The sequence below is a fragment of the Streptomyces sp. NPDC026673 genome, from assembly GCF_040638135.1.
GTDB lineage: Bacteria > Actinomycetota > Actinomycetes > Streptomycetales > Streptomycetaceae > Actinacidiphila.
This window is the reverse complement of record NZ_JBEZXR010000063.1, coordinates 23,242-35,960: the sequence shown is the minus strand read 5'-3', so window position 1 is coordinate 35,960 and position 12,719 is coordinate 23,242. Positions and strand designations below refer to the sequence as shown.

The window sequence follows — 12,719 nt, the reverse complement described above, 5'->3', positions numbered from 1 at the left end:
GTCAGACGCCCAGGCCCCGCACCGCGAGGTCCAGCAGGGCGCAGACGAACAGCGCCATGCCGATGAAGCCGTTGACGGTGAAGAAGGCCCGGTTGAGCCGGCTGAGGTCGCCGGGCTTCACGATGCTGTGCTCGTAGACGAAGGCGCCGCCCACGATCAGCATGCCGACCCACCAGAAGGCACCGGCGCCGACCGCCAGCCCGTACCAGACGAGCAGCACGGTGGTCACCACGTGGCTGACCCGGGCGCCGTACAGCGCGCCGTCGACGCCGAAGCGGGCCGGGACCGAGCGCACCCCGTGGGCACGGTCGGCGGCGACGTCCTGGCACGCGAAGATCAGGTCGAAGCCGCCGATCCACACGCCCACCGCGAGGCCGAGGACGACGGCGTCCCAGGACCACGTGCCGGAGACCGCGAGCCAGGCGCCGACCGGGCCCATGGCCTGGGCGAGGCCCAGGATGGCGTGCGGATAGTCGGTGAAGCGCTTGCCGTACGGGTAGACCACCATCGGCACCACCGCGATCGGCGCGAGCGCCAGGCACAGCGGGTTGAGCAGGGCGGCGGCGCCCAGGAAGAAGACCACGGCGATGATCGCGCCGGTCCACGCCGAGCGCACCGAGACGGCACCGGTGACCAGTTCACGCCCCGCGGTGCGCGGATTGCGGGCGTCGATCTCGCGGTCGATGATCCGGTTGCAGGCCATCGCGAAGGTGCGCAGTCCGACCATGGCGACGGTGATCAGGAAGAGCTGCCACCAGTGCACGGTCCGGTCCTGCGCGAACATCGCGCTCAGCGCGGCGATGTAGGCGAAGGGCAGGGCGAAGACCGAGTGCTCGATCATCACCAGCCGCAGGAACGCCCGGACCTTGCCGTCCGGGCGGGGCGAGGGTCCGAAGAGATCCGGTGTCGCGGACTCGGCGCTCACAGGCCGTACTCCTTCCAGCGGCGGTCGACCTTCGCGGCGGTCTCCGGGTCGGAGAGCACCATCTCGGGCCAGCCGCCGTCGCGGGTGTAGCCCTCCTCGGGCAGCTTCCGGGTCGCGTCGATACCCGCCTTGCCGCCCCAGAACTGCTGGTAGGAGGCGTGGTCGAGGTGGTCCACGGGACCTTCGACCACCGACAGGTCGCGGGCGTAGTCGGTGTTGCCCAGGGCCCGCCAGGCGACCTCGTGCAGATCGTGCACGTCGCAGTCGGCGTCGACCACGACGATCAGCTTGGTCAGCGACATCATGTGCGCGCCCCAGATGGCGTGCATGACCTTCTGGGCGTGCTTGGGGTACTTCTTGTCGATGGAGACGATGGCGCAGTTGTGGAAGCCGCCCGCCTCCGGCAGGTGGTAGTCCACGATGTCCGGCACGATGATCTTCAGCAGCGGGAGGAAGAACCGCTCGGTGGCCCGGCCCAGCGGGCCGTCCTCGGTGGGCGGCCGGCCCACCACGATGGACTGCAGCAGCGGCCGCTTCCGCATCGTCACGCAGTCGATGGTCAGCGCGGGGAAGGGCTCCTGCGGGGTGTAGAAGCCGGTGTGGTCCCCGAACGGCCCCTCGGGCAGCATCTTCCCGGGCTCCAGCCAGCCCTCCAGCACCACCTCGGCCTGGGCGGGCACCTGGAGCGGGACCGTCTTGCAGTCGACCATCTCGATCCGCCTGCCCCCGACGAAGCCCGCGAAGAGGTACTCGTCGATGTCGCCGGGCAGCGGTGCGGTCGAGGCGTAGGTCACGGCGGGCGGGCAGCCGAACGCGATGGCCACCGGGAGCCGTTCCCCGCGCCGCTGGGCGACCTGGTAGTGGTTGCGGCTGTCCTTGTGGATCTGCCAGTGCATCCCGATGGTGCGGCGGTCGTGCCGCTGCAGCCGGTACAGGCCCAGGTTGCGGATGCCGGTCTCGGGGTCCTTGGTGTGGGTCAGGCCGAGGTTGAAGAAGGAGCCGCCGTCCTCGGGCCAGGTGAAGAGCGCGGGCAGCGCGTCCAGGTCGACGTCGTCGCCGGTGAGGACGACCTCCTGGACGGGCGCGTCCTTCACCTTCTTCGGCGGGACGTGCGTCATCCCGGCGAGCTTCCCGAAGGCCTCGCGCACCCCGACGAAGCCGTGCGGCAGCTCCGGCTTGAGCAGCCCGCCGATGCGGTCGCTGATGTCGGCGTAGGACGCCAGGCCGAGCGCCTTCAGCAGCCGGCGGTCGGTGCCGTACACGTTCATCGCCAGGGGCATCGAGGAGCCCTTGACGTTCTCGAACAGCAGCGCCGGGCCGCCCGCCTTGTTGACGCGGTCGACGATCTCCCCGACCTCCAGATACGGGTCGACCTCGGCCTTGACGCGCTTGAGGTCCCCCTCCTTCTCGAGGGCCCTCAGCAGCGAGCGAAGATCGTCGTAAGCCATGCGGTCCAGTATCCGGCACGCACTACCCTGGACCCGTCACCGGGGCCCTGCCGCGCCCCGCCGCCGCTGCCTGGGGGGCACTCCCGCGATGATCCGGCTCATCCCCGTCCTGCTGGTGCTGGCGTTGTGGATCTACGCCTTCATCGACTGCCTCAACACGCCCGAGGAGCAGGTCCGCGGCCTGCCCAAGGTGGTGTGGGTCATCATCATCCTGCTCTTCGGCGAGGTGCTGGTCGGCCCCATCGCCTGGCTGGTCGCCGGCAAGCACCGCACGGGCCCCGAAGGCGGCAGCACGCCCTCGGAGTGGCACCGCAACCACCGCACGCAGTGGGTCGCCCCGGACGACAACCCGGAGTTCCTCTCCTCGCTGCGCGAGGAGAACAAGAAGGACGAGCGGCTCCTCAAGAGCTGGGAGGACGACCTGCGGCGCCGCGAGGAGGAGCTGCGGCGGCGCGAGGGCGGCTCCGGCGACGCGCAGGAGAACCCGCCCCGCGGCTGATCCCTGCGGCACACTGCCGTCATGGACGACGCGCAGACGATGCTCGCGACGGCCGTCGCCGAGGCCCGGGCCGGGCTCGCGGAGGGCGGCATCCCCATCGGCGCGGCCCTGTACGGCCCCGACGGCCGCACGGTGCTGGGCCGCGGCCGCAACCGCCGGGTGCAGGACGGCGATCCCTCGATGCACGGCGAGACGGCGGCCTTCCGCGCGGCCGGGCGGCAGCGGAGCTACCGCGGCACGACCATGGTGACCACACTGTCGCCGTGCTGGTACTGCAGCGGCCTGGTCCGGCAGTTCGGCATCTCCCGGGTCGTCATCGGCGAGGCCCGGACCTTCCACGGCGGCCACGACTGGCTGGCCGAGCACGGCGTGGAGATCGTCCTGCTGGACGACCCGGAGTGCGTCGCCCTGATGACGGAGTTCATCGCGGCCCGCCCCGACCTGTGGAACGAGGACATCGGCGCATGATCCCCACCATCGACCTCGGCCCCTGGCTCTCCGGCGGCGCCGCCGACCGCGCCCGGCTCTCCGCGACCGTCGACGAGGCCCTGTGCACGGCCGGGTTTCTGCTGGTCACCGGGCACGGCGTCGACCCGGGGCTGCGCGCGGCGATCCGGGAGGCCGCCCGCGGCTTCTTCCTGCTGCCGGCCGCCGTCAAGGAGCCGTACGCGGTGCGGGTGGGCGGGCGCGGCTGGCTGGGCCCCGGCGCGGAGGCCAACGGCTATGCGGAGGGCACGGCGACCCCGCCGGATCTGAAGGAGTCCTGGTCGTTCGCCGCCGAGGAGCCCACCGGCGATCCGGCGGTGGACGTCGAGTGGTTCCTGCCGAACGTCTGGCCCGCGGAGGCACCGGAGCTGCGGCCTCTGGTGACGGAGTACGCGGCGCGCATGCGCGGGCTCTGCGACCGGCTGCTGGAGCTGCTGGCCACGGCCCTCGGCGGGCCCGGGGACCTCTTCACCCGGCACGCCCGCCACCCCACCTGGGGCTTCAACATCAACTGGTACCCGGGCACCGACGTGCTCGGGCCGCCCGAACCGGGCCAGTTCAGGATCGGCCCGCACACCGACTTCGGCACGGTCACCGTGCTCGACCGCCAGCGGGGCAAGGGCGGCCTCCAGGTGCACACCGACGAAGCCGGCTGGCAGGACGCGCCCTGGGAGCCGGACGCCCTCACGGTCAACATCGGCGACCTGATGGCCCGCTGGACCGGCGACCGCTGGCGCTCCGGACGGCACCGGGTGCTGCCCCCGCCGGCCGACGCCCCGGCGGAGGAGCTGATGTCCCTGGTGTGGTTCCACGAGTGCGACCCGGGCACCCGTGTCGCGTCACTGCCCGCGCCCGTCGGCAGGCACGCGTACGAGCCGGTGGACTCGCACGCGTACCTGCGGGCCAAGCTGGACGCGATCGGCCTGGGCTGAGCCCCGGGCCGGGCCGGACGGGGGCTCAGACGCCCGCGTAGGAGTGCTTGCCGGTGATGAAGATGTTCACGCCGTAGTAGTTGAACAGGAAGCACGCGAAGGCGAGCAGCGCCAGGTAGGCGGCCTTGCGGCCCTTCCAGCCGGCGGTGGCGCGGGCGTGCAGGTAGGCCGCGTAGACCACCCAGGTGATGAAGGACCAGGTCTCCTTGGGGTCCCAGCCCCAGTAGCGGCCCCAGGCGGCCTCGGCCCAGATCGCGCCCGCGATGATCGTGAACGTCCACAGCGGGAAGACCATGGCGTTCACGCGGTACGCGAACTTGTCGAGGGTCGCCGCGGCGGGCAGCCGGTACATGATGTGCGCCCAGACGCCCTCGTTCTTGCCCCCGGCCATCACCACGGTCTCGTAGCGGTCCCGGAAGAGGTAGAGCAGCGTCGCGACCGCGCCCAGGTAGAACACCGCGCCGGAGATGATGGCGCAGGAGACGTGGATCCACAGCCAGTAGGAGTGCAGGGCCGGGACCAGCTGGTCGCTGTCGGTGTAGAGGACCGAGACGGCGAGACCGAGGTCGAGCAGGACGGTCGTGGTGAGGAAGAGCCCGATCCAGCGGACCTTCTTGCCGAGCGCGAGGAGCACGACGTACGCGGTGACGGCGGAGGCGCCGAAGGTCGTCGAGAACTCGTACATGTTGCCCCAGGGGGCGCGCTGCACCGAGATCGCGCGGGCCACGACGGCGCCCACGTGCAGCGCCCAGGCCAGCACGGTGAGGGAGATCGCGATGCGGCCGTAGAGGTCGCCCTGCTCGGTGCCGCCGGCCGCGCCGGGTCCGTCGGCGAAGCCGCGCTCGCTGCTGGTGGCGCGCGTGACGACCTTGGGACGGGCCAGGGTGGCGGTGCCGCCGCCCTGCTTCACGGTGACCGCGACCGCGGACGCGGCAGGGGCGGAGTCCGGGGCGGCGAGCGCGGCGGAGGTCCTGGCGACCTTGCTGCGGCTGCCGAAGACCCACTCCGCGATGTGCGCGAGGAAGGCGAGCGTGTAGACCGCCATCGCCGAGTAGATCAGGTAGTTGCTGATGTTGGCGACGTTCTCGTTGACCGCGGCAGCGATGGTCACGCGCGCGCTCCTTCGTCATCGGGCAGGGGTTCTGCTGAAACTTCCGGGTCCGCTTCCGGCAGCGGGGGTGCCGTGGCCGTGAGGTCGGCCGCGAGGTCGCCGAGTTCGTCGGCGATCCGCGCCGACTCGCTGCGGCCGAGGCCCGCCAGCTCGACGACGGTGGCACCGTCGCCACCGCGCACCGCGCGCACCCAGATCCGGCGGCGCTGGATGAACAACGACCCGGCCAGGCCCGCGATCGCGGCCACGGCGCTGATCAACGCCCAGCCGTTGCCGACCTGGTGGGAGACCTGGAAGGTCGCCCAGGTCTTGACGCCGTCGAAGGTCAGCGAGCCATCGCCGTCGGGCAGCGTGAGGGTGTCGCCCGGCCGCAGCATGTCGTTGAGGATCTCGCCGTCGGCGTCCTTGTACTGCTTCATCTTCTTGGTGTTGAGCTGGTACACGTTCTGCGGCAGGCCCGCGTCCACGCCCAGGTCGCCGTGGTAGGCGGTCAGGGCCAGCACCGGGTAGTCCAGGGCCGGGAAGGTCGAGTGCGGCCCCTGCTGCGCGTCCAGCGCGAAGGTCGGGGTGAAGATCCCCTGGAAGGCGTACTGGGTCTTCCTGTCGGCGTGGTCGCGGACGTCCATCGCCTTGATCACGCCGGGCGAGGTCTGGTTGCCGTCACGCGGCAGGAAGGGGACCGGGCCCTGGAAGACGACGTTGCCCTGGCCGTCCTTGACGGTGACGACGGGCGCATAGCCGTGGCCGATCAGGTAGACCTTGGAGCTTCCGACCTCCAGCGGCTCGTTGACCTCGATCGCGGACTTCGTCTGCTTGCCGCCCGGGCTCGTCCAGTAGTGGATGTTGGCGCGGAAGGTGCGCGGGGTGCCCTTCTGCGGGCCGCTGCGCGCGTACGAGGCGTCGAAGCCGTCCAGCGTGAAACCGAAGGTCTCCAGGTCGTCCGCGTTGTAGAAGGTTCCCGGCTTGAAGTCGTCGTACTGGGTGAGCGTGTTGTTGAAGCCGTCGCCCTCGACGATCAGCTTGCCGCCCTCGGCCTTGAACAGCCCGCCGAGCGCGAAGGAGATCAGCATGCCGAACAGGGCGACGTGGAAGACCAGGTTGCCGGCCTCGCGCAGGAAGCCCTTCTCGGAGGCGACCGCCGCTCCGGAGGTCTGGGTGCGGAACCGGCGGCCGCGCAGCGCGCGCTGCGCGGCGGCGAGCACGGCGTCCGGTTCGGCCTCGGTGCGCCAGGTCGCGTACGCCGGGAGCCGGGTGAGGTTGCGCGGGGCGGCCGGGGGCTTCGCGCGGAGCTGGCCGACGAACTGCCAGCTGCGCGGGACGATGCAGCCCGCCAGCGAGACGAACAGCAGGATGTAGATCGCCGAGAACCACACCGAGCTGTAGACGCTGAAGAGCCCGAGCTTCTCGTAGATCGGCGTCACCGTGGTGTGGGCGTCCTTGAACGCCTGCGCCTTGAGCTCGTCGACCGCCGTCTGCGGCACCAGGGAACCGGGGACGGCGGCCAGCGACAGCAGGAAGAGCAGGATCAGCGCCACCCGCATCGAGGTGAGCTGGCGCCAGGTCCAGCGCGCCCAGCCCCAGACCTCACGGCCGGTCCAGGCCAGCCCGCCGGCCAGGCCCGGCCTGCGGACGCCGCCGAAGGAGCCGGGTACGGCCTGGCCGAGGTCCTCGACGGGCGCGGTGGACAGCTGTGCGCCGGCCGCGCCGAGGTCGGCACCGGGCTCCGCGGTGGGCTCGGCAGCGGGCTCTGCGGTGGGGCCGGGGGCCTCCGCCGCGGTCTCTTTGGAGCTCATGGATCAGATCCCTGGGGTGAAGCCGGACGACCAGATCTGCATCTGGTAGACGATGTGGTCCCACACGCCGGTGACGAGCAGGACGCCGACGGCGACGAGCATGCCACCGCCGAGGCGCATCACCCACACATAGTGGCGCTTGACCCAGCCGAAGGCGCCGAGCGCGCGGCGGAAGGCGAGGGCGGCCAGTATGAACGGCAGGCCGAGTCCGAGGCAGTAGACGGCGGTCAGCAGCGCGCCCCGGCCGGCGCTGGCCTCGTTGAAGGCGAGTGCCTGGACGGCGGCGAGCGTCGGGCCGATGCACGGGGTCCAGCCGATGCCGAAGAGCAGGCCGAGCAGCGGCGCCCCCACCAGGCCCATCGTGGGCCTGCGGTGGAAGCGGAACTCGCGCTGGGTGATGCCCCCGACCAGGCCCATGAAGGCGAGCCCCATGACGATGGTGAGGGCGCCGAGCACCCTGGTGATGACCGCCTTGTGCTCCTGCAGCGTCCAGCCGAAGTTGCCGAACAGCGCGCCGCCGGAGACGAAGACGGCGGTGAAGCCGAGGACGAACAGCGACGCGCCCGCGAGCATCCGGCCGCGGCGGGCCTCGGCCAGGTCGGTGCCGGTGACGCCGGTCACGTACGACAGGTAGCCCGGGACGAGCGGCAGCACGCAGGGGGAGAAGAAGGAGACGAGGCCGCCCAGCAGTGCGATCGGCACGGCGGCGAGCAGCGCGCCGCTGAACACGGTCTGGTTGACGTCGCCGGCCGCGGCGAGTGCGCTCACGTCACTTCTCCGCGATCACCGGGTCGAGCACCTCGTGCAGCTCCCCGGCGCTCAGCTCCTTCAGGGCGCGCACCGCGATCTTCCCCTCGCGGTCGATGATCAACGTGGAGGGGATGGCCTGCGGGTTGACGCTGCCCTTGGGGAAGCGCAGCACCAGGTTGCCCGACGGGTCGTAGAAGCTCGGGAAGGGGATGCCGAATTCCTTCTCGAAGGCCTTGGCCTGCGCGGTCTGCAGATCACGGGTGTTGATGCCGACGAACTGCACGCCCTTCGACTCGGTCTCCTTCGCCACCTTGGCCAGGTGTGGCGCCTCGGCCCGGCAGGGCGGGCACCACGAGCCCCAGATGTTGAGGACGACGACCTTGCCCTTGTAGTCGGCGAGGCTGAGCGGGGCGCCTTCGACGGACTTCCCGCTCAGCTCCGGCGCGGCCACCCGGTGGCCGCGTTCGACCGTGGAGATCTGACCGGTGCCGCCGACGTAGTTCGTCCCGGAACCGGTGCCGTTGCCGGAGGTCGTCGAGGTCGAGCAGGCCGTGACGGCCAGCGCGAACGCGGCCGCCCCCGCGAGTGCCGCGGCACCACGGAGCGGACGGCGTCGGAGGGCGCGCGTAGGACTCATGTGAAAAGTTTCGCATGGGGTCCGCGGCGATCTTGCGCACCCCCGACACCTTTGCCGAAAGCGGCGAATGCCCCAAGTAAGCGGCGGTTAATCCCCGCTCTCGGCCTGGTGCGCGAACGCGTCCGCCGGGGCGTCCCGGTCGATGTGCGTGCCGCAGGCCGTCCGGGATCCGGCCTGCCCGCCACTACCGGGATGAAAGGGACGGATCGGGGGAAGTGCTGCCGGAAGGCGAGGTGGAGGAACGTTCCTGCGCGAGGAATCGGCGCCAGCCGCCCGCCGGACTCCGTCCCGGCCCGAGCGTGCGCAGCTTCGCCAGCACCGCCGGATCCTGGGCGTCCATCCAGTCGACGAACTGGCGGAACGACACCAGCCGGACGTCGTCGTGATCGGCGATCCGGCGGAGCGCCTCCTCGACGGCGTCCATGTAGATCCCGCCGTTCCACTGTTCGAAGTGGTTGCCGATGAACAGCGGCGCGCGGTTCGTCTCGTACGCCCGCCGGAAACCGGACAGATAGGCGTCGCGCGCCTGCCGCTGCCAGGCCGGGTAACGGGCGGGGTTGCCGCGCGTGGAGTTCACGGACTGATTGGCCAGCATGTTGTAGTCCATCGACAGCACCTCGAAGGAGCGGCCGGGGAAGGGCACCGCCTGCAGCGGCAGATCCCACAGCCCGTGGCTCTTGCCCGGCCACACCTGCAGGCCGCCCGGCCCGCTGGCGTCGTAGCGCCAGCCCAGGCGCGCGGCGGTCGGCAGCAGCGAACGCTGGCCCTGCAGACAGGGCGTACGGCCGCCGATCAGCTCCTTGCGGTAGTCGAAGGGCAGAGCGGGCAGATCGGTGAAACCGGTGTGGGTACGCCAGTTCTCGACGAAGGAGACGGCCTGTTCGATCTCGCTGCGCCAGTCGGCCGGGCTCCAGCGGCCGACCGCGCCCGAGCCGGCGCAGAAGTGGCCGTTGAAGTGCGTGCCGATCTCATGGCCCTCGAGCCAGGCCAGCCGCAACTGCCGCAGGGTGGCCCGGACGTGGGCGTCGGTGAGGTAGCCGATGTCGGAGGCGCCGACGGGATTCCGCGGCGGCTTGTAGAGCTCCTTCTTCGACTCGGGGAGCACGTAGATCCCGGAGAGGAAGAAGGTCATCTTCGCCCCGTGATCGTCCGCCACTTTCCGGAACCGCTCGAAGAGCCCGTTGTCCAGCTCGCCCGCCCCGTCCCAGGAGAAGATCACGAACTGCGGCGGCGTCTGCCCCGGTTCCAGCCGCTCCGCGGCGGGCTGGTGGGGCTGGGGGCCGGTGTCCGTCGTGGAGCCGTCACCGATCACCCGTACCGAGGGGGAGGGCGACGCCTGGGGCCGGTCCGACGCACGCGGTGTCCGCGACACCGGTGGCCCTCCGCTCCCGTGCCGCACGCCGGGTCCGTCCCCGGCGCAGCCCGCCAGTCCGGCGGCGGCCGCTCCGGCCGCCAGACCCAGTACTCCTCGTCGGCTGATGTCCCGCATTCCGCGCCCCAATCCCCGTGCGTCGCCTCGGCCTCACGGCGCTAGATGCCATGTGCGGCCGGGGGGTTCCAGCCCGGGGTCCCCCAATTCACCGGGAAGGGGCACCGAAACGGGCCACGCGGCGGCGGCCGTCACGGCACGTGCCGAAGGGGGTCGTCCTGCGTGACCGGCGCCCCTTCTCGAGAGGCCTCACAGACCCGGGCGGGGAGGCGGGCCGCGGGGAGGCGGGCGCCGTCGTCGGCGTGAGGAGGAGGGCCCCGAGCGGGTCCACATGATCGATCATCGACCGTAGCAGGTGGCCCCGGAGGGGAGGCGCCGGGGACCGCCGGCCGCGGGTTCGGCAACCGGGCGTCCAGGGAGGGGTCCTGCCGGATACGAAGGTCACCGGCGCGCCGCGAGTGCGCACCGCCGTCCGGGGCGCCGGGCGCCGGCCCGCGAAGGGTGGGCGCGGCCACGCGAACGGGGCCGCCCTCTTCGAGAGGACGACCCTCGCGTACCCGGCGTGCGCACCGCCTCGGAGGTCCGGACGACGGGCTCTCGGCGTGCTCTAGGCGTGCTCTAGGCGCCGAAGCCCTTGCTGCCGCCCTTGACCGGCTTCGCGCCGGCGAGCAGATGCGCCGGGACCAGGTCGCGGGCGGGCTCGGTGTAGCCGACGGAGACGATCCGGTCGCCCTCGAAGGTGAAGGACGTGAGGCTCGCCAGGGTGCACTGCCGCTTGCGCGGGTCGTGCCACAGGCGCCGGTGCTCGACGGCGCTGCGCACGATCCAGATCGGCAGCTGGTGGCTGACGCACACCGCCTCGTGGCCGCGGGCCGCGTCCCGGGCGGCCTCCAGCGCGGCCGTCATGCGGACGACCTGGTCCGCGTACGGCTCGCCCCAGCTCGGCCGGAGCGGGTTGACCAGGTGCTTCCAGTTGGCGGGGTGCTTGAGCGCGCCGTCGCCGACGCCGAAGGTCTTGCCCTGGAAGACGTTGTCGGCCTCGATCAGCCGTTCGTCACGCGCGACGTCCAGGCCGAGGGCCGCGCCGATCGGCGCGGCGGTCTCCTGCGCGCGCTCCAGCGGCGAGGCGACGACGTACGTGATGTCGCGGCCCGTGAGGTGCTCGGCGACGCGGTCCGCCATCTTCCGGCCGAGATCGGACAGGTGGTAGCCGGGGAGGCGCCCGTAGAGCACCCCGGTGGGGTTCTCCACCTCGCCGTGCCGCATCAGGTGGACGACCGTGATCTCGCTCATGCGGTGGCCTCCGCTGCGGCGCGGGCGGCGGCCGGCAGGGCGGCGGCGATCCGCTCGATGGCGGCGCCGTCGTGCGCCGACGACACGAACCAGGACTCGAAGGCGGAGGGCGGCAGGTAGACGCCCTGGGCCAGCATCGCGTGGAAGAAGGCCGTGAAGCGGAACGCCTCCTGCTGCCTGGCCTCGTCGTAGTCGGTCACCCGGTCCCCGGTGAAGAACACCGAGAACATGTTCCCCGCGGTCTGCAGGCTGTGCGCCACGCCCTCCTTGGAGAGCGCGGCCGAGACCAGGCCCGACACCTCGGCGGCGACGGAGTCCACCGTCCGGTACACCGCGTCGTCCAGCAGCCGCAGCTGGGCCAGGCCCGCGGCGGTGGCCACCGGGTTACCGGAGAGCGTGCCCGCCTGGTAGACCGGGCCGGCGGGGGCCAGGTGCGCCATCACGTCGGCACGGCCGCCGAAGGCCGCGGCGGGGAAGCCGCCGCCCATCACCTTGCCGAAGGTCATCAGGTCGGGGCGGACGCCGTCGATGCCGTACCAGCCGGCCTTCGAGACGCGGAAGCCGGTCATGACCTCGTCGGAGATGTACAGCGCGCCGTTCTCGCGGCAGACGTCCGCCAGGCCCTGGTTGAAGCCCTCGGCCGGAGGCACGACGCCCATGTTGCCGGGCGACGCCTCGGTGATCACGCAGGCGATCTCACCGGGGTGGGCGGCGAACGCGGTCCGTACGGCCTCGAGGTCGTTGTAGGGCAGCACGATCGTGTCGCCGGCCTGCGCGCCCGTCACCCCGGGGGTGTCCGGCAACCCGAAAGTGGCAACCCCGGAACCCGCGGCGGCCAGCAGCGCGTCCACATGACCGTGGTAACACCCCGCGAACTTGATCACCTTGGCCCGGCCGGTGAATCCGCGCGCCAGCCGGATCGCCGACATGGTGGCCTCGGTCCCGGAGGACACCAGTCGCACCTGCTCGACGGGCGTGACGCGCGCCACGATCTCCTCGGCCAGTTCCACCTCGCCCTCACCGGGCGTGCCGAAGGACGTACCTCGCGCGACCGCCGCCTGCACGGCGGCGATCACCTCGGGGTGCGCGTGGCCGAGGATCATCGGCCCCCACGAGCAGACGAGGTCGACGTATTCGCGACCATCCGCGTCCTTCAGGTACGGACCCGCTCCGGACACCATGAACCGGGGCGTACCGCCCACGGCACGAAAGGCGCGTACCGGGCTGTTCACCCCACCAGGGGTCACGGCGGCTGCTCGATCGAACAAGGTCTGAGAAACTGGCGCTTCGTAGGCGTACGGATAGCTCACAAGCACATGTTCTCAAATGCCGGGCGTTGCGCGACGAGGTATCGACCGTGCATCTGAGACGATGATCGGGTTGCGCGGTTGGGTCTGCGGATGGTCGGGTAGTGGA

At 71.6% G+C, this 12,719-nt stretch carries 12 protein-coding genes; 3 read left to right on the top strand and 9 right to left on the bottom strand.

The features are described 5' to 3' along the window. Position 1 precedes the first annotated feature (1 nt). Together mqnP and AB0F62_RS32085 are read right to left on the bottom strand one after the other, a co-directional pair. Positions 2-925, bottom strand: a complete 924-nt coding sequence (gene mqnP, locus AB0F62_RS32090) for a menaquinone biosynthesis prenyltransferase MqnP (protein ID WP_361807289.1) — start codon at positions 923-925, stop codon at positions 2-4. Continuing rightward, positions 922-2,373, bottom strand: a complete 1,452-nt coding sequence (locus AB0F62_RS32085) for a menaquinone biosynthesis decarboxylase (protein ID WP_361807286.1) — start codon at positions 2,371-2,373, stop codon at positions 922-924. Before AB0F62_RS32085 ends, mqnP begins: the two co-directional genes overlap by 4 nt. A gap of 88 nt (positions 2,374-2,461) precedes the next feature. Between AB0F62_RS32085 and AB0F62_RS32080 the strand changes: the two genes are divergently transcribed. Genes AB0F62_RS32080 through AB0F62_RS32070 form a run of 3 tightly spaced genes read left to right on the top strand, consistent with a single transcriptional unit; the run spans position 2,462 to position 4,290 of the window. Then, positions 2,462-2,872, top strand: a complete 411-nt coding sequence (locus AB0F62_RS32080; RefSeq protein WP_361807283.1) for a PLD nuclease N-terminal domain-containing protein — start codon at positions 2,462-2,464, stop codon at positions 2,870-2,872. A 21-nt stretch (positions 2,873-2,893) separates the two neighbouring features. Continuing rightward, positions 2,894-3,340, top strand: a complete 447-nt coding sequence (locus tag AB0F62_RS32075) for a nucleoside deaminase (RefSeq protein WP_361807280.1) — start codon at positions 2,894-2,896, stop codon at positions 3,338-3,340. Continuing rightward, positions 3,337-4,290 carry a 2-oxoglutarate and iron-dependent oxygenase domain-containing protein gene (locus AB0F62_RS32070; protein ID WP_361807276.1) on the top strand — a complete coding sequence of 318 codons (954 nt, stop codon included), beginning with the start codon at positions 3,337-3,339 and terminating at the stop codon, positions 4,288-4,290. Before AB0F62_RS32075 ends, AB0F62_RS32070 begins: the two co-directional genes overlap by 4 nt. Positions 4,291-4,315: 25 nt before the next feature. Here the strand turns inward: AB0F62_RS32070 and ccsB are convergent, their stop codons facing one another. The 7 genes from ccsB to hemL all read right to left on the bottom strand — a co-directional run bounded on the left by ccsB (position 4,316) and on the right by hemL (position 12,613). After that, positions 4,316-5,401, bottom strand: coding sequence for a c-type cytochrome biogenesis protein CcsB (ccsB, locus tag AB0F62_RS32065; RefSeq protein WP_361807273.1), 1,086 nt, complete (start codon positions 5,399-5,401; stop codon positions 4,316-4,318). After that, the gene (locus AB0F62_RS32060) at positions 5,398-7,194 is read right to left on the bottom strand and encodes a cytochrome c biogenesis protein ResB (protein ID WP_361807270.1); all 1,797 of its coding nucleotides are present in this window, start codon (positions 7,192-7,194) and stop codon (positions 5,398-5,400) included. Before AB0F62_RS32060 ends, ccsB begins: the two co-directional genes overlap by 4 nt. Positions 7,195-7,197: 3 nt before the next feature. Beyond that, the gene (locus AB0F62_RS32055) at positions 7,198-7,962 is read right to left on the bottom strand and encodes a cytochrome c biogenesis protein CcdA (protein WP_361807267.1); all 765 of its coding nucleotides are present in this window, start codon (positions 7,960-7,962) and stop codon (positions 7,198-7,200) included. A 1-nt stretch (position 7,963) separates the two neighbouring features. Beyond that, on the bottom strand, positions 7,964-8,581 hold the full coding sequence (locus AB0F62_RS32050) for a TlpA disulfide reductase family protein (protein WP_361807264.1): 618 nt from the start codon (positions 8,579-8,581) through the stop codon (positions 7,964-7,966). Positions 8,582-8,765: 184 nt separating this feature from the next. After that, positions 8,766-10,070 carry a hypothetical protein gene (locus AB0F62_RS32045; RefSeq protein WP_361807261.1) on the bottom strand — a complete coding sequence of 435 codons (1,305 nt, stop codon included), beginning with the start codon at positions 10,068-10,070 and terminating at the stop codon, positions 8,766-8,768. A 558-nt stretch (positions 10,071-10,628) separates the two neighbouring features. Continuing rightward, positions 10,629-11,303, bottom strand: coding sequence for a histidine phosphatase family protein (locus AB0F62_RS32040; RefSeq protein WP_361807258.1), 675 nt, complete (start codon positions 11,301-11,303; stop codon positions 10,629-10,631). Beyond that, positions 11,300-12,613 carry a glutamate-1-semialdehyde 2,1-aminomutase gene (gene hemL, locus AB0F62_RS32035; RefSeq protein WP_361807255.1) on the bottom strand — a complete coding sequence of 438 codons (1,314 nt, stop codon included), beginning with the start codon at positions 12,611-12,613 and terminating at the stop codon, positions 11,300-11,302. The genes AB0F62_RS32040 and hemL overlap by 4 nt, the downstream gene beginning before the upstream one ends. Positions 12,614-12,719 lie beyond the last annotated feature (106 nt).

Excerpts from the sequence above, each read along its gene's own strand:
- AB0F62_RS32060 (WP_361807270.1), bottom strand. The coding sequence starts at position 7,194 with ATGAGCTCCAAAGAGACCGCGGCGGAGGCCCCCGGCCCCACCGCAGAG.
- AB0F62_RS32040 (WP_361807258.1), bottom strand. The coding sequence starts at position 11,303 with ATGAGCGAGATCACGGTCGTCCACCTGATGCGGCACGGCGAGGTGGAG.
- AB0F62_RS32080 (WP_361807283.1), top strand. The coding sequence starts at position 2,462 with ATGATCCGGCTCATCCCCGTCCTGCTGGTGCTGGCGTTGTGGATCTAC.
- AB0F62_RS32050 (WP_361807264.1), bottom strand. The coding sequence starts at position 8,581 with ATGAGTCCTACGCGCGCCCTCCGACGCCGTCCGCTCCGTGGTGCCGCG.
- AB0F62_RS32085 (WP_361807286.1), bottom strand. The coding sequence starts at position 2,373 with ATGGCTTACGACGATCTTCGCTCGCTGCTGAGGGCCCTCGAGAAGGAG.
- AB0F62_RS32075 (WP_361807280.1), top strand. The coding sequence starts at position 2,894 with ATGGACGACGCGCAGACGATGCTCGCGACGGCCGTCGCCGAGGCCCGG.
- AB0F62_RS32070 (WP_361807276.1), top strand. The coding sequence starts at position 3,337 with ATGATCCCCACCATCGACCTCGGCCCCTGGCTCTCCGGCGGCGCCGCC.
- AB0F62_RS32045 (WP_361807261.1), bottom strand. The coding sequence starts at position 10,070 with ATGCGGGACATCAGCCGACGAGGAGTACTGGGTCTGGCGGCCGGAGCG.